Below are 20,008 nucleotides of genomic sequence, written 5' to 3'. Positions count from 1 at the left end.
TTCAGGCAGCGTCCTGGGCTTTGCGCTCCTGTCTGCGGGCATGCAGCACCGGTTCGGTGTAGCCATTCGGCTGTTCCCTGCCCTTCAGCACCAGATCCATCGCCGCCTGGAAGGCGATTGAACCTTCGAAATCTGACGCCATCGGCCGGTAGGCCGGATCGCCCTCGTTCTGCCGGTCGACGACGGCGGCCATCTTCTTCATCGTGGCGATGATCTGCTCTTCGGTGCAGACGCCGTGATAGAGCCAGTTGGCCATGTGCTGGGAGGAAATTCTGAGCGTTGCCCGGTCCTCCATCAGGCCGATATCGTTGATATCGGGAACCTTGGAGCAGCCGACGCCCTGATCGATCCAGCGCACGACATAGCCGAGGATCCCTTGCGCATTATTGTCGAGTTCGGCCTGAATATCCTCTTTCGACCAGTTCGGCCGAACAGCGACCGGAACGGAGAGGATATTGGTGAGGCTGGCGCGCGGGCGGTCTTTCAGCTTTTCCTGTACCTTTGCCACATCGACGGCGTGATAATGCGTGGCATGCAGTGTAGCAGCGGTCGGCGAAGGCACCCAGGCAGTGTTGGCGCCGGCCTTCGGCTGGCCGATCTTGGCTTCGAGCATGCCGGCCATCAGGTCCGGCATCGCCCACATGCCCTTGCCGATCTGGGCATGGCCGGAAAGCCCGCATTCAAGCCCGATATCGACGTTCCAGTCCTCGTAGGACGCCATCCACGGCGCCGATTTCATATCGCCCTTGCGGATCATCGGGCCGGCTTCCATTGAGGTATGAATCTCGTCGCCGGTACGGTCAAGGAAGCCGGTATTGATGAACACGACACGCTTTTTGGCGGCGCGGATACATTCCTTGAGGTTGACCGTGGTGCGGCGTTCCTCATCCATAATGCCCATCTTCATCGTGTTCGGCGCCATGCCGACGATCTTTTCGACGCGAGCGAACAACTCGTCGGTAAAGGCCACTTCCTCAGGCCCGTGCATCTTCGGCTTGACCACATACATGGAGCCGGTGCGCGAATTCATGTGGCGACCATCCTCGCCGATATCATAAAGCGCGATCAGTGCTGTGACAGCGGCATCCATGATCCCTTCCGGCACTTCACGGCCGTCGCGGTCGTGGATCGCCGGGTTGGTCATCAGATGGCCGACATTCCTGACCAGCATCAGCGAGCGGCCCTTGAGGCTCGTCGGTGAACCGTCCGGCGCGGAAAACGCGATATCTGGGTTCAGACGGCGGGTAAATGTTTTGCCGCCCTTGGTGACCTCTTCCGTCAGGTCGCCCTTCAACAGGCCGAGCCAGTTGGCATAGGCGAGCACCTTGTCTTCGGCATCGACGGCGGCAACAGAATCCTCGCAATCCATGATCGCGGTAATGGCCGATTCGAGCACCACATCGTTGATGTTGCCGGGGTCGGTCTTGCCGATCATGCCTGCCGGATCCACATCGACAATCGCATGCAGATTGTTGTTTGCGAAGATCAGCCGGAAAGCATCGCCGTCTTTGTCATCGAAGCCGGCATATTGTCCGGGGTCGGAAAGTCCGGTTTCTCCGGCCGTGGTTTTGACGATCAGCACGCCGTCCTGATAGCCAAAGCCGGTGACATCCGCCCATTTGCCGGCTGCAAGCGGGAAATTCTCATCGAGAAAACCCTTGGCCCAGGCAATCACCTTTTCGCCGCGCTTCGGATTGTAGCCCTTGCCCTTTTCCGCGTCGTCGTCTTCGGCAATCGCATCCGTGCCGTAGAGCGCGTCATAAAGCGAACCCCAACGGGCATTGGCCGCGTTCAGCGCATAGCGCGCGTTCATCACCGGAACCACAAGCTGGGGACCGGCGATTGTGGCGATCTCGGGATCGACATTCTCGGTCGAGACGGAGAAATCATCGCCCTCCGGCAGGATATAGCCGATTTCGCGCAGAAACGCCTCATAGGCGGCCATATCGGCCGGCGCGCCATTGTCCTTGTACCAGGCGTCGAGCTTTTCCTGCATGGCGTCGCGGGTTTTCAGCAGCGCCCGGTTCTTCGGTGCGAGATCATGCACGATCTCCGAAAATCCACTGAAAAAGGCATCCGGATCGATCCCGGTTCCCGGAAGCGCCGTTTCAGTCAGAAAATCATGCAGGGTCTTGTCGAAAGCAAGGCCGAATTTTTCGATGCGAGCCATGGGAAACGCCTTTTCGGATATTTTGTCTGCCGCCAATGTAGCGACGCAAGTGTGAACGTCAATTCGGCGCGAATTTGAAATATTGTTTCCAAAATGGAACTAATACCAATCTTCACTGCCTGTTGGACGAAAGTTTTGCGAGGAATTCGGCGAGAATATCATAGACCACACGGATGCGGCGGCTGGAATGGAGTTCACGGTGGGTCACCAGCCAGATCGGCACGGAAATCGGCTTGAAAGCCGGAAACACTTCCTCCAGGTCCGGAAACAGCGCCACATCTTCTTTCAGCAGAAGCCCGATGCCGAGGCCCGCGCGCATCATCTCCATTATCAATGTGCCGCTTTCGGTGATCACCGGAAAATTGTCCGCGGTCAGCGGGATTCCTTCGTCGGCAAAGATCGGCAGTAGTTGTTCACGGAATTCGAAACCGAAGTAATCGGCCGATTTCAGCTTCTCCACCGTGACCGGGCGACCGAGGCGGTCGATATAGGCACTGGCCGCATACATCCCGGCAGAGGTCACGCCGACCTGTTTGGCGATCAGTTCCGGCTCCGTTGGCCGGGCATGACGGATGGCGATATCGGCCTCGCGGCGGATCAGGTCGGAAAGCGCGTTGGAGGTCTTGATATCCAGCGCGATCCCGGGGGCAAGCTTGCGGATTTTCGCGACAACTGCGGGCAGGTGGTAGGTTGCCATTGCATTGGTCGCTGCGATCCGGACTTCGCCCTCGACCGCCTGGCACTGGCCGGAGGCGGCAAGCGAGATATTGTTGGCGGCGTTGTTCATTTCGCGGGCATAGGCCAGCAATTGTCGGCCGGCGGCTGTCAGCGTCATGGAGCGGGTGCCGCGCTCGAACAGCGAGACACCGAGGCTTGCTTCAAGGCCGGCCACCTGGCGGCTCAGCGTCGGCTGTGTGACCTTCAGCGCCCGCGCTGCCGCAGACAGCGAGCCTTCTTCTGCCGTCGCCAGAAAGGCGCGGACCTGGTTCCAGTCATATCTGACAGCGTCCCATTTCATCGCTTTGCGTATAACAGCTCAAGGAATTTAGGCAATTCCCGCATAGCCTGAAACCCCCTATCAGTCTTGTCAGCAACAGCACAACATCAGCCGCAGGAACCGATCATGCCCGTATCCAAGACGAAGACAAAGCAATTCTGGGACAAAATCGCCGAAAAATACGCGCGTGACCCGATCTCCGATCCAGAATCCTACCAGATCAAGCTCGACATCACCCGCGAATACCTACACCCGGATATGAGAGTGCTGGAACTCGGCTGCGGAACCGGGACGACCGCACTCTACCACGCGCCCGCCGTCGACCGGATCGATGCCTGGGATCTTTCGGACAACATGATTGCGATCGCCGAGCGCAAGGCCAAAGACGCTGCTATCTGCAATGTCCATTTCCGTCAGGGTGATGTCGGCGCGCTTGCTGGCACCAATGAACTTTATGATGTTGTGATGGCGCATTCGCTGCTGCACCTTCTGGAACACCGCGAGCGTGTGTTTGACAGCATTTTTACCGCGCTGAAACCGGGCGGCGTGCTCGTTTCCTCGACGGCCTGTCTTGCCGACTTTTCCTGGTATATCCGCACCGCCATTCCGGCGATGCAGATGATTGGCAAGGCACCATATGTCGGCAGCTTCACACAGGAACAACTGATTGCTGAAATGGCGCAGGCCGGATTTTCCATTGTCCACCAGTGGTGTCCCGGTCGCAACAAGGCCGCCTTTCTGGTGGCCACCAAAGCGGCATGAGAAAAGGCCGGTGCACCAGCGCCGGCCTTTTCTCATGTTTCACGTGAAATCAGGGTTAACGAACCCTTTACAGAATGTAGCGCGACAGGTCCGTGTCATTGGCAAGATCACCGACATGTTTGCGCACATAGTCGGAATCGATCAGGATTTCCTGGCCTGATTGATCGGGCGCGGTAAACGAGATTCTCGTCCAGAACCCGCTCCATCACTGTCTGCAGCCGCCGCGCGCCGATGTTTTCCACGGTCGCATTGAGGTGCACGGCCACATCGGCAAGTGCGTCAATCGCGTCTTCGGTGAAGTCGAGATTCAGTTCCTCGGTTTTCATCAGCGCCCGGTATTGGCGGATCAGGCTGGCTTCGGTTTCCGTCAGGATCCGGCGGAAGTCTTCCTTGGTCAGCGCCTGCAGCTCAACTCGGATCGGCAGACGGCCCTGCAGCTCCGGCAACAGGTCGGACGGTTTGGAGACGTGGAACGCACCAGACGCGATGAACAGGATATGGTCGGTCTTGATCGGCCCGTATTTGGTGGCGACCGTCGTGCCTTCGACCAGCGGTAGCAGGTCGCGCTGCACGCCTTCGCGCGAAACACCGGCCCCCATGCGTCCATCGCCTGCGGCGATCTTGTCGATCTCATCGAGGAATACGATGCCGTCTTCCTGCACAAGACGCACCGCCTCACGCTGGATTACCTCGTCATCGAGCAGCTTGTCGCTTTCGTCGCGGATCAGGTCCGAATAGGAGTTTTTGACCGTGGTACGCACCTTCTTGGTCTTGTCGCCCATGCCCTTGCCGAACATTTCCGACAGGTTCAGCACACCGATATTGGCGCCCGGCATCCCGGGAATTTCAAGGCCCGGCATGCCTGAACTGCTATCGGTGACCTCAATGTCGATTTCCTTGTCGTCCATCTCGCCGTCGCGCAGCTTCTTGCGGAAACTGTCGCGCGTGGCGGGCGATGAGGTCTTGCCGACCAGCGCATCAAGCACCCGTTCCTCGGCATTGGCATGGGCCTTGGCCTGCACTTCCTGGCGCTTCTTTTCGCGCACCAGCACGAGGCCGATCTCAACCAGATCGCGGATGATCTGCTCGACATCGCGGCCAACATAGCCGACCTCGGTAAATTTGGTGGCCTCGACCTTCATGAAGGGTGCGCCTGCCAGTTTCGCCAGGCGGCGCGAAATCTCGGTCTTGCCGACACCGGTCGGACCGATCATCAGAATATTCTTCGGCATCACCTCGTCGCGCAGATCGTCCGGCAATTGCTGGCGTCGCCAGCGATTGCGCAGCGCAATGGCAACGGCGCGCTTGGCGTCATTCTGGCCGATGATATGGCGGTCGAGTTCGGAAACGATCTCGCGCGGGGAAAAACTGGTCATCTGTCACTGCTCCTCAAGGATCACGGGCCATCAGCAGGGCCGGACCGCTTGTCATGCTGAAAGTTCCAAGCCGAACAAAGCCGGCCTTCTCAAAGGCGCGTATCGCCGCCACATTTTCGGGGCGTGGATCGACGAGGACGCGTTTCGCGTCGTTATTTAGCGCCCGTTCCGCCATGGCGGAGACGAAACGCGGACCGAAGCCGCGACCGATCATGTCGGGCGGGCCGATGAACTGATCGAGACCGAAAGTCCCGGCTGGCTGGCTGTCAAGGGTTGGTTCCTTGTCGCGCTCGCCATCGAGATCGCACAGCTGGATATAGCCGAACGGCACGTCATCCAGCAGAACGACAAAGGGTGAAACGGTCGGATCATCGATATGCGAACGCATCTGCTCCACCTGCTTTTCAGCCCGTTCCCACCATTTCGCAACGTGCGGTTCCTGCAGCCAGTGGCCCATCAGTTCAAGGTCGCTTTCAACAAGCGGCCTGAAACGTATGATCCCGTCACGCGGCATCCAGGGTTTCCACGATGATGTTGCCATTGGTATAAACGCAGATCTGCGAGGCGATCTCCATCGCCCTGTGGGCGACATCGTCGGCGGGCTTGTCGCTGTCCATCAGGGCGAGTGCCGCTGAAAGCGCGTAATTGCCGCCGGAGCCGATTGCCATGACACCGTGTTCGGGCTCCAGCACATCGCCGTTACCCGTGACAGCGAGCGTGATATCCTTGTCGGCGACCAGCATCATCGCTTCCAGATTGCGCAGATATTTGTCGGTGCGCCAGTCTTTGGCAAGCTCCACGCAGGCGCGCATCAGTTGGTCGGGATACTGCTCGAGCTTGCGCTCCAGCCGCTCCAGCAGGGTAAACGCATCAGCCGTGGCACCGGCAAAGCCGGCGATAACGTTACCCTTGCCGATCCGGCGGACCTTGCGGGCATTACCTTTCATCACTGTCTGGCCGAGCGAGACCTGGCCATCACCGGCCATCACCACCTTGCCATCCTTGCGCACGGTAATGATGGTGGTGGCGTGCATGGTGCCGAAGGGATTGTGTTCGCTCATGATAAAACCTCTTGTCCGGCTTCGCTTTGATGCGCGAAGCCCTGTCCGGCATTCTATGTAGGCAGCCTTGCCACATTTGCAATCCGTGAAGGTTGCTCAGGCCGTTATCTGGGGTTTCTTGCGACTCTGGGCGATGATCATGCCGACGAGAATAAGCGCCAGACCGGCCAACCTCAAAAGTGGCTGTCCTTCCACGCCCTCAACCACATCCATGACAGCGCTCATGAACATCTGCCCGCCGATGATCAGCACTGCGGTGTTGACAGCGCCAATTTTCGGAATCACCCATGAACCGGCCGCCACGAAGATGACACCGACGGGACCGGCGAGATAGCCGTAGAGCGGAACCTCCGAAACCGTTGGCGGTATCAGGCCCCCGATGAAAACGGCAACCACGCTGACGGTGATGAAGCCGACAATATGGTTATAAAACGAGGACATCATTGGTGATGTTGAAACGCTGAGGCGGCCATTGACCTGTCGGCTGATGCCGACAAGAACGCCGGCGGTGACGGCAAAGATAATTGAGAAAATCATGCCTGTGCCCCTCCCGAGATAATGACGAGGACGCTGCCTGCAAGAATGAACAGAACGGCCATCAGGTCGCGCAGATCAAGGCGTCTGGCCGGAAGGCCGAAAAAGCCCCATTGGTCGGCGGCAAGCGAAAACAGCACCTGCCCGCCAAGACCGAGCGCAATCGCGCCTGAAAGCGCGAGCGGAGAGTTGACCGCAAGCGAGGCAGTCACCACGGTGGCGGCCCCAAAAACGCCGCCGAGATAGGCCCACCATGGCACACGAAGGTTCTCCACTTTTTCGGTTTTCACGCCAGATCCTGATCTGCGGAAATAGAGAAGGCCGAGAATGGCGATTGCGGCCAGCGTGCCGCAACCATGACCGGCCCACGAGGCATACATCGGCGAGCCGTAAAGGGCGACAACGGCATTCAGATGGGTCATCACGGCCATGATGCAGCCGGCCGCGAACGCGGCAAGGAAATAGATGAGCGAAGGACGTGCAGTGGGGGACATGGGAGGGGCTCTCAGGAGAATATTATGCGGTTCAGCCTGTAGCCGAGAACATGCCGCAATGAAAGCCGGAAGCCCCGGCGCAGACCTCGCGGCGGCAGGAAAGCGCCATTCGGCCTCTCAGATGTCAAGGATCGCGCTTTGCGTGAAGTCGGCTTTTCCGCTTTTCTTTTGCGCTTGGCGGGCCTGCCTGTTAAGGAATGGCGATACCGCATGTCTTGGAGAAAGAAGGCACAAATGGCTGCTGAAAGCGAAGCCCGCCGCGCGGAAATTGCGCGCAAGACCAAGGAAACCGCGATTTCCGTTTCCGTCAATGTTGACGGTACCGGTGAAGCGCGGATTTCGACGGGAATAGGCTTTTTCGACCATATGCTCGACCAGCTTTCCCGCCATTCGCTGATCGATATGACGATCGAGGCGAAGGGTGACCTGCATATCGATGATCATCACACGGTTGAGGATGTCGGCATCGCCATCGGCCAGGCATTGGCAAAAGCGCTCGGCGAGCGTGCCGGCGTGACCCGCTATGCCTCGATCGATCTCGCCATGGACGAGACCATGACCAAGGCCGCGCTTGACCTTTCCGGCAGGCCATTTTTGGTCTGGAACGTCACGTTTCCGTCCGAGAAGATCGGCACGTTCGATACCGAGCTGGTGCGCGAATTCTTCCATGCGCTGGCCCAGAATGCGGGTATCACGCTGCATGTTCTGAACCATTACGGTGCCAACAGCCACCATATCGCCGAAACCTGTTTCAAGGCCGTCGCCCGCGCGTTGCGTGCTGCCGCCGAGATCGATCCGCGCCAGAAAGGCCGCGTGCCCTCCACAAAGGGCATGCTCGCCTGAGAGGAGGCAAGATGGCAAGCTATCTCGTCCTGATCCCGCCCGGCGACAACGATCCGGAGAAGATCCGCTTCATGCCGGACCAGTTCGCGTGGCTGGGCTTTCTGTTCGGCCCGTTCTGGCTTCTGGCGAACCGCGCCTTTGTTGCCGGCTTCATCACCCTTGCGCTTTCCATTGCGTTCGGGGTGGCGGGTTTTTTCGAAAGCCTGTCGTTCGGTGCCAGTGCTGCATCGCTTGCGCTCAACCTGCTGATCGGTTTCGAGGCCCGCGAATGGAAGGCGATTGCCATGGAACGGCGCGGTTTCACGCTTGATGGTGTGGTGGTTGCGCCTGATATCGGCACGGCGGAAGCCATCTATTTCGCAGAAAAGCAGGGCAGTGCGCCCTTTACCCATTTTACGCCCGGCCCTGCCGCCAAACATGGGCCTTTGCCTTCCGGCATTGGTCTGATGGATACCTATTCAGCAAGATGACGACCATGAAAGTTGCGATAATCGATTACGGCTCGGGCAATCTGCGCTCGGCCACCAAGGCCTTCGAACGCGCTGCGCGCGAACAAGGCCTCGATGCCGAGATCATTCTCACCGACAAGGCCGAGATCGTGGCATCTGCCGACCGGATCGTGCTGCCCGGTGTGGGCGCCTATGCCGATTGCCGCGCCGGGCTTCACGCCGTTCCGGGTATGGTTGATGCCATCCGCGAGACGGTGGAGAACAAGGCCCGCCCCTTTCTCGGCATCTGCGTCGGCATGCAGCTGATGTCCGAGCGCGGCCTGGAAAAGACAGTTTCGGAAGGGTTTGGCTGGATTGCCGGCGATGTAACCGAAATCACTCCGGAAGATCGCGACCTCAAGATCCCGCAGATCGGCTGGAACACGCTTGAGCTGAAAAGCGAACACTGGCTTTTTGATGGCATCCCGACCGGCGAGAACGGACTGCACGCATATTTCGTGCATTCCTATCACCTTGCGGCAAACAAGCCGGAACAGGTGATTGCCACCACCGGTTATGGTGGCCCGGTTACCGCCTTTGTCGCAGACGGCAACAAGGCCGGCAGCCAGTTTCACCCGGAAAAAAGCCAGACCCTCGGCCTCAAGCTGATCGCCAACTTTTTGACCTGGGCGCCTTAAGAATTCAAACGAAAGACCAGACATGATCCTTTTTCCCGCCATCGACCTGAAAGACGGCCAGTGCGTGCGCCTGAAGCTCGGCGATATGGAGCAGGCGACGATCTACAATCCCGATCCCGCGTCACAGGCGAAAGCCTTCGAGGATCAGGGCTTTAGCCATCTGCATGTGGTGGATTTGAATGGCGCCTTCGCCGGCGAAAGCGTCAATGGCGATGCGGTCGATGCGATCTTGAAGGCGACGAAAAACCCGGTACAGCTCGGCGGTGGCATCCGCTCTCTCGACCATATCGAGACATGGCTGTCGAAGGGCCTTGCCCGCGTTATTCTTGGCACCGTTGCCGTGCGCGATCCCGAACTGGTGAAGGCCGCCTGCAAGGCATATCCTGGCAAGATCGCTGTTGGCATCGACGCACGCGGCGGTAAGGTTGCCGTCGAGGGATGGGCCGAGGCATCCGAACTTGAAGTGGTCGAGCTTGCAAAGCGGTTTGAAGGTGCGGGTGTTGCCGCAATCATCTACACCGATATCGACCGCGATGGCGTTCTGACCGGCATCAACTGGGATTCCACGCTCGCGCTCGCTGCCGCTGTCAACATCCCGGTCATCGCTTCCGGCGGCCTTGCCTCGATGGAAGACATCACCCGCATGACGAGGCCCGACGCCCAGATCCTCGAAGGTGCAATCTCCGGCCGCGCGCTCTATGATGGCCGCATCGATCCGGCCGAAGCGCTGGCGATGCTGAAAGGTGCGCAGTCATGACACTCAAAGCCCGCGTTATCCCCTGTCTCGACGTCAAGGACGGCCGTGTCGTCAAGGGCGTGAACTTTGTCGATCTGATCGACGCCGGTGATCCGGTCGAAGCCGCGCGCGCCTATGATGCTGCCGGTGCCGACGAGCTTTGCTTTCTCGACATCACCGCCACCTCCGATAACCGCGAGACGATTTTCGACGTCGTGACCCGCACCGCCGAACATTGCTTTATGCCGCTGACGGTTGGCGGCGGCGTGCGCACGGTCGCCGATATCCGCAAGCTGCTGCTCTGCGGTGCCGACAAGGTGTCGATCAACTCGGCAGCGGTGAAAAACCCGGACTTTGTCGCCGAGGCTGCCGATAAATTCGGTAATCAGTGCATTGTTGTTTCGATTGATGCCAAACGGCGGGAAACGCCAGCTGGCGAAGGCGACAGCGCCTGGGAGATTTTTACCCATGGCGGCCGTCAGCCCACCGGCATTGATGCCGTAAAATTCGCCCGCAAGGTCGTTGGTCTGGGGGCTGGTGAAATCATGCTGACCTCGATGGACCGTGATGGCACCAAGGTGGGCTATGACATCGCGCTGACGCGCGCGATTGCAGACGCCGTGTCCGTGCCGGTGATCGCCTCCGGCGGCGTGGGCAATCTCGATCACATGGTCGAAGGCATTCGCGACGGCCATGCAACGGCCGTGCTCGCCGCATCGATCTTCCACTTTGGTACCTATTCCATCGGCGAAGCAAAACAGTATATGGCTGATCACGGCATCGCCATGCGTCTCGACTGAGGCGGGGAGGAAAACCATGTCCGAATTCACACTCGCCGATCTTGAGGCGATCGTCGCCGAGCGCGCCAAGGCCTCGCCGGAGGAAAGCTGGACGGCGAAGCTCGTCGAAAAAGGCCAGCGAAAGGCCGCCAAGAAGTTGGGCGAAGAAGCGGTTGAAACCGTTATTGCGGCAATCGCCGAGGACCGGGAAAACCTGACTGGCGAGACCGCCGACCTGCTCTATCACCTGCTGGTGGTGCTGAAGATCGCCGATATCCCGCTTGCCGATGTGATGGATGAACTGGCGCGGCGCACCGGTCAATCGGGTATTGCCGAAAAGGCGGGACGCGCGCCTTCATGATTTCCGAATTTCGCGACTCATTTCTGGACGACAATGCCGGTGAGACGCTGGCCGATCCGGTCTCGCCCTATCGGTTTTTCTCTGCCGAGGAATGGTCGCGCTTTCGCGCCGATACGCCGATGACGCTGAAAGCGGAAGAAGTCCGCAAGCTGCGTTCGCTGAACGATCCGATCGAACTGGAAGAAGTGCGCCGCATCTATCTCTCGCTGTCGAGGCTTTTATCCACCCATGTGGAAAGCTCGCAGATGCTGTTTCGCCAGCGTAGCCGGTTCCTGAGCTTCGGCAAGCAGGACAGCAAAACCCCGTTCATCATCGGTGTTGCCGGATCGGTAGCCGTCGGCAAGTCCACCACGGCGCGTCTGCTGAAACAGTTGTTGGCCCGCTGGCCCTCAAGCCCCAAGGTCGATCTCGTCACCTCCGATGGCTTTCTGTTTCCCAATGCGGTTCTGGAAATGGAAGGCCTGATGCGCCGCAAGGGCTTTCCCGACAGCTTCGACACGGCGGCAATCCTGCGCTTTCTCTCGGCGATCAAGGCGGGCATGCCCAATGTGAAGGCGCCGCTTTATTCGCACCTGACCTATGATGTGCTGCCGGACAATTTCGTCACCGTCGACCGTCCCGATATCCTGATTTTCGAAGGCATCAACGTGTTGCAGGCCCGCAGCCTGCCCGCCGGCGGGCGCATGGTGCCGATGGTCTCGGACTTCTTCGACTTCTCGATCTATATCGACGCCGATGTCTCGTTGATCCATCACTGGTATATCGAGCGGTTCCGGAAGCTGCGCAACACCGCCTTCCAGGACCCCGCTTCCTATTTCCACCGCTATGCGCAGCTTTCCGAACATGACGCGCTGTCGACGGCAGAAGACCTCTGGAACAACATCAATCTGAAAAATCTGGAGGACAATATCCTCCCCACCCGCCCACGCGCCGACCTGATCCTGCGCAAGGGCCACGACCATCTGGTGGAAACGGTGGCGCTGAGGAAATTGTGAGCGTCAATCCGCTTCTCTCACCCGTCGCAGCGTCAGATTGATCCGCCCGCCATTCTTCAAAAGCGTTGATGTGCCGGGATAGGTGCGGGTGACGCCGTGATAGGCGAGCCGGCTTTTGCCGGACAGCAGCATGATGTCGCCGCTTTTGAGTTTCAGTGAGACGGCCTTGTCCTTGCGGTCGGTTCCGCCCACACGGAAAAGGCAGGTATCACCCAGCGAGACTGAAAGCACAGGTGCGGCAAAATCGGCCTCGTCGCTATCCTGATGCATGCCCATCTTCGCCGTATCGTCGTAGAAATTGATCAGGCAGGCTTCGGGCGGCTGCGGATAACCTGCAAGTTCACGCCAGAGTGCGGCCAGCCGTTCCGACATTTGCGGCCATGGCCTGCCGGTGACCGGATGGGTGTCCTGATAGCGATAGCCGCGCGCCTTGTCGGTGACCCAGCCGAGCGGGCCGCAATTGGTCATGCGCACAGACATCGGCCGCCCGGTGCGCGGCATGGCCGGCACGTAAAGCGGGGCTTTTGCCACCACGGCGCGGATGTCGGCGACCAGCGCCTCCTGTGCCTCCCGGTCAAGATAATCCGGCAGGTAGCGAAAACCTTCGGGAAGACCGGTCATCGCGGTTACTCGTCCGACGCGGGTTTGCCGCGCATTTTCTTGATCGTGCCGCGTCCGGTCTTTGCCTTCAGCCGGCGTTCTATGGAACCCTTGGTGGGCCTGGTCTTTCGCCGTCTTGGCGGTGGCGGGGCCGCGGCTGTGAGGATCAGCTCCTTCAGCTTTTCGCGCGCCGCCTCACGGTTGCGCTCCTGGCTGCGATGGGCGTTGGCCTCGATCATCAGCACACCCTCCTTGGAGACCTTGCGGCCGCCAAGGCGCACCGCATTGCGCTTCACCCGATCGGGCAGCGACGGCGAGGCTTCTAGCGGAAAGAACAGCTGAACGGCGGTCGCCACCTTGTTGACGTTCTGCCCGCCGGGCCCGCCGGCAAGCACGAACTGCTCGGTCAGTTCCCAGCCCAAAATCGTAATCTGGTCGTTGATGGTAAGATCGCGTGATGCCATGACTGGCGTTATCTCATGCCGTCCCCTGCCCTTCAAGGCCGCAATCCCTGTCGGGTGGACCTTGCTTGACGTGGACGGAAAACCGGCCTAGTGAGCATGAACGGCAAGGGACGCCGGCCGCCCGCGGGTTTTCATGAAAACCATGGTGAAGTGCCCAGTGAACCGATGAGCGATGTTTTCAAACCTTGCGCATTCGCGTTTCCGGCAATGCGGGCACCGAAACACCAGACAGGCGAATGCGAAGGAAAGACTTCGCTATGTCCAATTTATCCAATCCACCTCTGCCATCGCTTGAGGCGCTCAAGGGTCAGGCCAAACGTCTGCGGTCGCATCTTGCCCGCGAAGGCCAGCCGATTACCCATTCGCGTGCTCTGGAATTGATTGCCGCCCAATACGGCTTTCGCGACTGGAACACACTCCATGCCCGGCTCGGCAATCGCCCTCCGCTCAATCCGTGGGTGCTCGGCTCTCGGGTTTCGGGAACCTATCTGGGTCATGCCTTCGAAGCCGAGATTATTTCGGCAAAGGCGTTTTCCAACAAGCCGGGACACTATCGTCTGACGCTGAAGTTCGACGAACCCGTCGATGTTGTGACATTCGACAGTTTCTCCTCTTTCAGACGCCGTATCAACTGCACGGTCGACGAGACCGGGCGGTCACCGGCAAAGACGTCTGACGGCAGGCCGCATGTCGAACTTGCCTGGTAGGGGCTGTGTCGGGGAATCCAAAAGAAATGCCCGGCGCCAGATAGCAACCGGGCATTTCCCGCGCTCCTCCTGCGGAACGGATTTGGCTGGCTCAGGCGGCGGCCAGCATTTTCGGCGAAGCCGCCTTCACGCCATCATCCACATGATCCTCGAACTTTGCGAAATTGGCGACGAACATGTCGACAAGCTTGGCCGCCTGGGCGTCATAGGCGTCCGCATCGCTCCAGGTGCCGCGCGGGTTGAGGATCGCCGCGTCGACGCCGGGAATCGCGAGCGGAATCGCAAAACCGAAATTCGGATCGACCCTGAACTCGGCGCCGGCAAGCTTGCCGGACAGCGCTTCGGCCAGCATGGCGCGGGTCTGGCGGATTGGCATGCGGCTGCCGGTGCCATAGGCGCCGCCGGTCCAGCCGGTATTCACCAGCCAGCACTCGACCTCATGCTTTGCAATCAGCGATTTCAGAAGATTGCCATACTCGGTCGGATGACGCGGCATGAACGGCGCGCCGAAACAGGTCGAAAACGTTGCCTCGGGTTCCGTCACGCCCTTTTCAGTTCCCGCCACCTTGGCGGTATAGCCGGAGAGGAAGTGATACATCGCCTGCTCGGGCGTGAGTTTCGCAATCGGCGGCAGCACGCCAAAGGCATCGGCCGTCAGCATGATGATGGTCTTGGGATGCGGGGCAAGCCCTGTGCGCGAGGCATTGGGAATATAATCCAGCGGATAGGCGCAGCGGGTGTTTTCCGTCAGCGAACCGTCATCGAAATCGGGCTCGCGGTTTGAATCGAGCACAACGTTTTCCAGAACCGTGCCAAAGCGTTTTGTGGTGGCGTAGATTTCCGGTTCCGCTTCCGCAGACAGACGGATGGTCTTGGCGTAGCAGCCGCCCTCAAAGTTGAAGAGGCCGTTTTCGCCCCAACCATGCTCGTCATCACCGATCAGCGTGCGCGAGGGATCGGCCGAAAGCGTGGTCTTGCCGGTGCCCGAAAGGCCGAAGAACACGGCCGCATCGCCGGCGTCGCCGACATTGGCAGAGCAGTGCATCGGCATCACGCCACGGGCGGGCAGAAGATAGTTGAGTGCGGTGAATACCGACTTCTTCATCTCACCCGCATAGGATGTGCCGCCGATCAGCACCACACCGTTTTCGAGGTCGCAGGCAATCACGGTCTCGGTGCGGCAGCCATAGCGCTTCGGGTCGGCCACGAAGCTCGGCAGGTTGATAATGGTGAGCTTGGCCTCGAAGTCTTCGAGCGCATCGCGTTCCGGGCGGATCAGCAGATTGCGGATGAACTGGGCGTGCCAGGCATATTCGGTGACAACGCGCGTCGGCAGACGGTTTTCGGCATCTGCGCCGCCGATCAGGTCCTGCACGAACAGGTCCTTGCCACTGGCGTGCGCAAGCATGTCCGCCTTTAAAAGCGCAAAATGCTCCGGCGACATCGCCTTGTTGTTGTCCCACCAGATCTGATCCCTGGTGTTGTCGTCACAAACCACGAATTTGTCCTTGGCGGAGCGCCCGGTGTGCTGACCGGTGAGCGCGCGCAAAGCACCGTCGGCTGTCAGGACGGCTTCACTGCGGCGTAGTGATTCCTCGCAGAGTTCCGACGGCATCAGATTGTAATAGACCCCCGCGAGGTCTTTCAGACCCGCGGCTTCAACCGGAAAACGGCGATTGTAGATTCCATGCTCCACCATGCGAAATGCCTCTCTAAACAAAATCTAATTTTTTAAAAACATATTAAATTTGTTCGTATTCGACAACAGGAAATCTGACAAAAACTAATAATATCATGAGTTTAATCGATTAAAGAAAATGTCGTATTTACACGCTTCATGTGTTTTTCGTGGATTCTCAATCTGTTATCGCGATCCAGGCCCTGGTCATTAAATTCGTTTTTATCGGCGAAGCGCGCGCTTCGGTTGGTCTTGCCACAATTTGTTCTAGTTTTTTTCCAACAAATGCTAGAAACAGAGAGACGGAGAACTCAGCTGCCGTCCAATGACCATAAACTGCAGTCAGGGAGCCCATCATGCAGACAATCGCGCTCGTGGATGACGACCGGAACATTCTGACCTCGGTGTCGATTGCGCTGGAATCCGAAGGCTATCGTGTCGATACCTATACCGACGGCGCGACGGCGCTGACCGGGCTTCAGGCCAATCCGCCGCAGCTGGCCATCTTCGACATCAAGATGCCGCGTATGGATGGCATGGAGCTTCTGCGGCGATTGCGTCAGAAATCGGACGTTCCGGTGATCTTCCTGACCTCGAAGGATGAAGAGATCGATGAGCTCTTCGGTCTGAAGATGGGCGCTGACGATTTCATCACCAAGCCGTTTTCGCAGCGGCTTCTGGTGGAGCGTGTGCGCGCCGTACTGCGCCGTGTTGCCGCCCGCGAGGCCGCCATTGCCGGCGGTGGGGCCAAACCCGGCGAGGGCGAAGCCAACAGGCCCCTCGAGCGTGGCCCGCTGGTGATGGACCGTGAGCGCCACACCTGCACCTGGAAGGGTGATCCCGTGACACTGACTGTCACCGAGTTTCTGATCCTGCATTCGCTGGCCCAGCGCCCCGGCGTGGTCAAGAGCCGCGACGCCCTGATGGATGCAGCCTATGACGATCAGGTCTATGTCGATGATCGCACGATCGACAGCCACATCAAGCGCCTGCGCAAGAAATTCAAGCTGGTTGACACCGATTTCGATATGATCGAAACCCTTTACGGCGTCGGCTACCGTTTCCGCGAAGCCGCCTGAGTTCGCCGGACAGGGCGTGGCAAGCAAGCCGGACAGCCCGACACAGATTAGGCGCAATTGCGGGCTTCAAACGTGGCCAGCGCCGCATGCGGCAGCGCAAGCAGGGTTGAGATTGACGAAAGACGGCGACAAAGCAGAAAGCAGGAAACCGGCCCGGCGCTGGCGCAAGCCCTTCGCGGTCATGCGCTGGGTCTTGGCCTCGACCGTGTTTTCGAGCCTCAACTGGCGTATCCTGTTTTTTAATCTTCTGGCACTGTTCTTTCTGGTCGGCGGCATCCTCTATCTCAACCAGTTCCGTGAAGGACTGATCGATGCCCGTGTGGAAAGTCTTCTGACCCAGGGCGAGATCATTGCAGGTGCGATCGCCTCTTCCGCTTCGGTCGAAACCGATACGCTGACAATCGACCCGCAGAAGCTTCTGGAGCTGCAGGCGGGCGAGAGCGCGCGTCCATCGTCCAGCGATGAGGATCTGCGTTTTCCGCTCAATCCGGAAAAGGTCGCGCCGATCCTGAGGAGACTGATTTCGCCGACCCGCACCCGCGCGCGCATTTACGACCCCGACGCCAATCTGATCCTCGATTCGCGCTATCTCTATTCGCGCGGTCAGGTTCTGCGCTACGATTTACCCGACACCGCCCAGTCAACGACGGAAAACATCAGCGAAGAACTCGGCAATCTGATGAACCGGTTCCTGCAGCCGGGCGATCTGCCGCGCTACGAAGAAGCGCCCGGCGGCGATGGCTCGATTTATCCAGAGGTCAACAAAGCGCTCGACGCGCAGCGTTCGGCCGTCGTGCGGGTCACAGACCGGGGTGGCCTGATCGTCTCCGTGGCCGTGCCCATCCAGCGCTTTCGCGCGGTGCTTGGCGTCCTGCTCTTGTCCACGCAGGCTGGCGATATCGACAAGATTGTCCACGCCGAGCGGATTGCGATCATCCGTGTTTTCGGGGTCACGGCGCTGGTCACGATGATCCTTTCCTTCATGCTGTCATCGACGATCGCAAGTCCGCTGCGCCGCCTTTCCGAGGCGGCCGTCAGGGTGCGCCGCGGCGGGCCGCGCGAGCGCGAGGAAATCCCGGATTTCTCCGCCCGTCAGGACGAGATCGGCCATCTTTCGACCATGCTTCGGGAAATGACGACGGCGCTTTATGACCGGATCGATGCCATTGACAGCTTCGCCGCCGATGTCGCCCATGAGCTGAAGAACCCGCTCACCTCGCTGCGAAGCGCGGTCGAGACCCTGCCGCTGGCAAAAACCGAGGAATCGAAGGCGCGGCTGACGGAAATCATCCAGCATGATGTTCGACGCCTCGACCGGCTGATCAGCGATATCTCGGACGCCTCCCGCCTCGATGCGGAACTGGCGCGTGAGGATGCCAGACGCTTTGATGCGGAGGCCCTGCTGAAGGATCTGGTGACGATTTCGCGCGAAACCCGCAGGCGGCACAAGTCGGTTGAACTCGACCTCACCGTCAATCCCGCCAGTCAGGGCAAAAATGCCTTCGAGGCCTTTGGCCATGATCTCCGGATCGGCCAGATCGTCACCAATCTGATCGAAAACGCACGCTCCTTCGTGCCCGACCAGGGCGGGCGCATCGAAGTCACGCTGACGCGCACGCGCAACCAGATCGTTATTACCGTCGAGGATAACGGCCCCGGTATTCGCCCGGATGCGCTGGAGCGGATCTTCGAGCGGTTTTACACCGACAGGCCGGATGGCGAGGCCTTCGGCCAGAATTCCGGTCTCGGTCTTTCCATTTCCAGACAGATCGCCGAGGCTCATGGTGGTACGCTGACGGCGGAAAACATCGCCGGTCCGGAAGCTGACGGTGCAGCGAAGGGCGCGCGCTTTACCCTTAAATTGCCCGCCGCCGGCGGCAAGGCGCAATGACGGCCGGAGCCCCCGTAAACCGGCACGCCACCGCGATTGTCATCGGCGCGACGGGTATCCTGATCACCGGGCCTTCCGGCGCCGGCAAGAGCGAACTCGCAATCGCCCTGCTCGGCGCGGCGCGGCGCCATGCCCTTTACGCGGCGCTGGTGGCCGACGATCAGGTTCTGGTGACATTTGCGTCCGGCCGGGTCATCGCATCTGCCCCTGGCGCCATCGCAGGTCTGATTGAGGTCCGCTGCTCCGGTCTTGCGCAAGTGCCGAATCTCGACAGTGCTGTCATGGATTTTGCTCTGGCTCCCGTCCCGGCCGATAAGGCCGAACGTCTGCCGCGTGACGGGTGGCTTGCGCTTGACGATCAGGACCACCGCCTGCCGCAGCTTTTCCTGCGTTGGCCCGCGCCTGCCCCGTTCTACAAACTGTGCGCGCTCTGCCCGGGGCTTGAATTTGGCCTGCCTGCTCGGCCAAGCCGTTTCGTAGATCCTTGAACGGGCAATGCCTGGTCCGGGCATCCCGAGGAGCGTGTATTTGAATTCACGTGAAAATGTCCCCATTTTTTCTTGCACTTCGCGCGCGCATCGACAAGATGCGAAACTGTCGGCGCGAAGGCGATGGGCGTGGACAGTTGCAAAGGGAGTGGCGCGAAAATGATCGGACTGGTGCTTGTGACCCATGGACGTCTGGCGGAGGAATTCCGGCTGGCGGTCGAGCATGTTGTCGGGCCACAGGAAGCGATCGAGACCGTTTCGATCGGTCCGGAGGACGATATGGACCGCCGCCGCGACGATATTCTTGCTGCGGTGGGCAAGGTCGATGGCGGCAATGGCGTTATCATCCTGACCGACATGTTCGGTGGCACGCCGTCCAACCTCGCCATTTCGGTGATGAATAGTGGCACGACCGAGGTCATTGCCGGCGTCAATCTACCGATGCTGATCAAGCTGGTGGCTGTGCGTACCGAAAACGACATGGCAAGGGCGCTTGCCGAAGCCGAGGACGCGGGGCGACGCTATATCAATGTCGCAAGCCGTGTCCTGAGCGGGAAATAGCGGCCCCGATGAACGATCCGGTTTCCCGCACGTTCACGATCGTCAATCGCAGGGGCTTGCATGCGCGTGCCTCGGCGAAGTTTGTGCAGACCGTTGAAAAGATCGACGCTTCGGTCCGTGTCACCAAGGACGGGATGACCGTTGGAGGCACATCGATCATGGGGCTTATGATGCTGGCAGCCGGCATCGACAGCACGATTGTCGTTTCGGCGGAAGGTCCCGAAGCGGAAGCGGCGCTTGACGCCATCAAGGCTCTGATTGCCGGCCGTTTCGGAGAAGAGAGCTGAGCCGATCGCCGTTCTGGTC

23 protein-coding genes and 1 pseudogene are annotated in these 20,008 nt (G+C 59.6%); 14 read left to right on the top strand and 10 right to left on the bottom strand.

Annotated features, from left to right (window positions below):
* Nucleotide 1: 1 nt before the first annotated feature.
* Both AC0L7L_RS17860 and AC0L7L_RS17855 read right to left on the bottom strand, forming a co-directional pair.
* Nucleotides 2-2,170 (bottom strand): malate synthase G, encoded by a 2,169-nt coding sequence (locus AC0L7L_RS17860; RefSeq protein ID WP_473510440.1) that lies wholly within the window; start codon nucleotides 2,168-2,170, stop codon nucleotides 2-4.
* A gap of 112 nt (nucleotides 2,171-2,282) precedes the next feature.
* Nucleotides 2,283-3,188, bottom strand: coding sequence for a LysR family transcriptional regulator (locus AC0L7L_RS17855; RefSeq protein WP_473510438.1), 906 nt, complete (start codon nucleotides 3,186-3,188; stop codon nucleotides 2,283-2,285).
* A gap of 105 nt (nucleotides 3,189-3,293) precedes the next feature.
* On the opposite strand from AC0L7L_RS17855, the gene AC0L7L_RS17850 reads away from it, so the two are divergent.
* Complete coding sequence (locus tag AC0L7L_RS17850; protein WP_272213415.1) at nucleotides 3,294-3,929, top strand: class I SAM-dependent methyltransferase; 636 nt, start codon at nucleotides 3,294-3,296, stop codon at nucleotides 3,927-3,929.
* Nucleotides 3,930-3,996: 67 nt separating this feature from the next.
* Here AC0L7L_RS17850 and hslU read toward each other — a convergent pair.
* The 5 genes and pseudogenes from hslU to AC0L7L_RS17825 form a co-directional block, all read right to left on the bottom strand.
* Nucleotides 3,997-5,305, bottom strand: a pseudogene (gene hslU, locus AC0L7L_RS17845) (ATP-dependent protease ATPase subunit HslU).
* A gap of 13 nt (nucleotides 5,306-5,318) precedes the next feature.
* Entirely contained in the window at nucleotides 5,319-5,819 is a 501-nt protein-coding gene (locus tag AC0L7L_RS17840; RefSeq protein ID WP_272213413.1) for a GNAT family N-acetyltransferase, read from the bottom strand.
* On the bottom strand, nucleotides 5,809-6,366 hold the full coding sequence (gene hslV, locus AC0L7L_RS17835) for an ATP-dependent protease subunit HslV (protein WP_473510436.1): 558 nt from the start codon (nucleotides 6,364-6,366) through the stop codon (nucleotides 5,809-5,811). Before hslV ends, AC0L7L_RS17840 begins: the two co-directional genes overlap by 11 nt.
* Nucleotides 6,367-6,462: 96 nt before the next feature.
* Nucleotides 6,463-6,903 (bottom strand): DMT family transporter, encoded by a 441-nt coding sequence (locus AC0L7L_RS17830; protein ID WP_272213412.1) that lies wholly within the window; start codon nucleotides 6,901-6,903, stop codon nucleotides 6,463-6,465.
* Nucleotides 6,900-7,394: a DMT family transporter gene (locus tag AC0L7L_RS17825; protein WP_473510433.1), complete on the bottom strand. Its 495-nt coding sequence runs from the start codon at nucleotides 7,392-7,394 to the stop codon at nucleotides 6,900-6,902. The genes AC0L7L_RS17830 and AC0L7L_RS17825 overlap by 4 nt, the downstream gene beginning before the upstream one ends.
* Before the next feature lie 234 nt (nucleotides 7,395-7,628).
* Here AC0L7L_RS17825 and hisB point away from each other — a divergent pair, with 234 nt between their 5' ends.
* Genes hisB through coaA form a run of 7 tightly spaced genes read left to right on the top strand, consistent with a single transcriptional unit; the run spans nucleotide 7,629 to nucleotide 12,234 of the window.
* Nucleotides 7,629-8,237 (top strand): imidazoleglycerol-phosphate dehydratase HisB, encoded by a 609-nt coding sequence (gene hisB / locus AC0L7L_RS17820; protein ID WP_272213409.1) that lies wholly within the window; start codon nucleotides 7,629-7,631, stop codon nucleotides 8,235-8,237.
* Nucleotides 8,238-8,248: 11 nt separating this feature from the next.
* Complete coding sequence (locus AC0L7L_RS17815) at nucleotides 8,249-8,707, top strand: DUF2628 domain-containing protein (protein WP_473510430.1); 459 nt, start codon at nucleotides 8,249-8,251, stop codon at nucleotides 8,705-8,707.
* A 5-nt stretch (nucleotides 8,708-8,712) separates the two neighbouring features.
* Nucleotides 8,713-9,363 (top strand): imidazole glycerol phosphate synthase subunit HisH, encoded by a 651-nt coding sequence (gene hisH, locus AC0L7L_RS17810; RefSeq protein WP_473510428.1) that lies wholly within the window; start codon nucleotides 8,713-8,715, stop codon nucleotides 9,361-9,363.
* Between the two features lie 22 nt (nucleotides 9,364-9,385).
* Nucleotides 9,386-10,120, top strand: a complete 735-nt coding sequence (gene hisA, locus AC0L7L_RS17805; RefSeq protein ID WP_272213405.1) for a 1-(5-phosphoribosyl)-5-[(5-phosphoribosylamino)methylideneamino]imidazole-4-carboxamide isomerase — start codon at nucleotides 9,386-9,388, stop codon at nucleotides 10,118-10,120.
* Complete coding sequence (hisF, locus tag AC0L7L_RS17800; protein WP_272213404.1) at nucleotides 10,117-10,899, top strand: imidazole glycerol phosphate synthase subunit HisF; 783 nt, start codon at nucleotides 10,117-10,119, stop codon at nucleotides 10,897-10,899. Before hisA ends, hisF begins: the two co-directional genes overlap by 4 nt.
* A gap of 16 nt (nucleotides 10,900-10,915) precedes the next feature.
* Nucleotides 10,916-11,239 carry a phosphoribosyl-ATP diphosphatase gene (locus tag AC0L7L_RS17795; RefSeq protein ID WP_272213403.1) on the top strand — a complete coding sequence of 108 codons (324 nt, stop codon included), beginning with the start codon at nucleotides 10,916-10,918 and terminating at the stop codon, nucleotides 11,237-11,239.
* Nucleotides 11,236-12,234, top strand: a complete 999-nt coding sequence (gene coaA, locus AC0L7L_RS17790) for a type I pantothenate kinase (protein WP_272213402.1) — start codon at nucleotides 11,236-11,238, stop codon at nucleotides 12,232-12,234. The genes AC0L7L_RS17795 and coaA overlap by 4 nt, the downstream gene beginning before the upstream one ends.
* A 3-nt stretch (nucleotides 12,235-12,237) precedes the next feature.
* Here coaA and AC0L7L_RS17785 read toward each other — a convergent pair whose 3' ends face one another.
* Nucleotides 12,238-12,855 carry an alpha-ketoglutarate-dependent dioxygenase AlkB family protein gene (locus AC0L7L_RS17785; RefSeq protein ID WP_272213401.1) on the bottom strand — a complete coding sequence of 206 codons (618 nt, stop codon included), beginning with the start codon at nucleotides 12,853-12,855 and terminating at the stop codon, nucleotides 12,238-12,240.
* Between the two features lie 5 nt (nucleotides 12,856-12,860).
* Nucleotides 12,861-13,298, bottom strand: coding sequence for an alternative ribosome rescue aminoacyl-tRNA hydrolase ArfB (arfB, locus tag AC0L7L_RS17780; RefSeq protein WP_473510424.1), 438 nt, complete (start codon nucleotides 13,296-13,298; stop codon nucleotides 12,861-12,863).
* A gap of 257 nt (nucleotides 13,299-13,555) precedes the next feature.
* Here arfB and AC0L7L_RS17775 point away from each other — a divergent pair, with 257 nt between their 5' ends.
* Nucleotides 13,556-14,005, top strand: coding sequence for a glyoxalase superfamily protein (locus AC0L7L_RS17775; RefSeq protein WP_272213400.1), 450 nt, complete (start codon nucleotides 13,556-13,558; stop codon nucleotides 14,003-14,005).
* A 91-nt stretch (nucleotides 14,006-14,096) separates the two neighbouring features.
* Here the strand turns inward: AC0L7L_RS17775 and AC0L7L_RS17770 are convergent, their stop codons facing one another.
* Entirely contained in the window at nucleotides 14,097-15,704 is a 1,608-nt protein-coding gene (locus AC0L7L_RS17770; RefSeq protein WP_272213399.1) for a phosphoenolpyruvate carboxykinase, read from the bottom strand.
* Between the two features lie 335 nt (nucleotides 15,705-16,039).
* Between AC0L7L_RS17770 and AC0L7L_RS17765 the strand changes: the two genes are divergently transcribed.
* From AC0L7L_RS17765 to AC0L7L_RS17745, 5 genes are all read left to right on the top strand, one after another.
* The gene (locus tag AC0L7L_RS17765; protein ID WP_272213398.1) at nucleotides 16,040-16,762 is read left to right on the top strand and encodes a response regulator transcription factor; all 723 of its coding nucleotides are present in this window, start codon (nucleotides 16,040-16,042) and stop codon (nucleotides 16,760-16,762) included.
* A 181-nt stretch (nucleotides 16,763-16,943) separates the two neighbouring features.
* Nucleotides 16,944-18,653: a sensor histidine kinase gene (locus tag AC0L7L_RS17760; protein WP_473514002.1), complete on the top strand. Its 1,710-nt coding sequence runs from the start codon at nucleotides 16,944-16,946 to the stop codon at nucleotides 18,651-18,653.
* Nucleotides 18,650-19,141 carry an HPr kinase/phosphorylase gene (locus AC0L7L_RS17755; protein WP_473510421.1) on the top strand — a complete coding sequence of 164 codons (492 nt, stop codon included), beginning with the start codon at nucleotides 18,650-18,652 and terminating at the stop codon, nucleotides 19,139-19,141. The genes AC0L7L_RS17760 and AC0L7L_RS17755 overlap by 4 nt, the downstream gene beginning before the upstream one ends.
* 159 nt (nucleotides 19,142-19,300) lie before the next feature.
* The gene (locus tag AC0L7L_RS17750; protein ID WP_272213394.1) at nucleotides 19,301-19,702 is read left to right on the top strand and encodes a PTS sugar transporter subunit IIA; all 402 of its coding nucleotides are present in this window, start codon (nucleotides 19,301-19,303) and stop codon (nucleotides 19,700-19,702) included.
* An 8-nt stretch (nucleotides 19,703-19,710) separates the two neighbouring features.
* Nucleotides 19,711-19,989, top strand: a complete 279-nt coding sequence (locus tag AC0L7L_RS17745) for an HPr family phosphocarrier protein (RefSeq protein WP_272213393.1) — start codon at nucleotides 19,711-19,713, stop codon at nucleotides 19,987-19,989.
* The last annotated feature ends 19 nt before the right edge of the window (nucleotides 19,990-20,008 follow it).

The sequence above is a fragment of the Martelella sp. K41-7 genome (genome assembly GCF_055808365.1).
The sequence above is the reverse complement of the archived record's forward strand: the minus strand, read 5'-3'. Positions and strand labels throughout refer to the sequence as shown.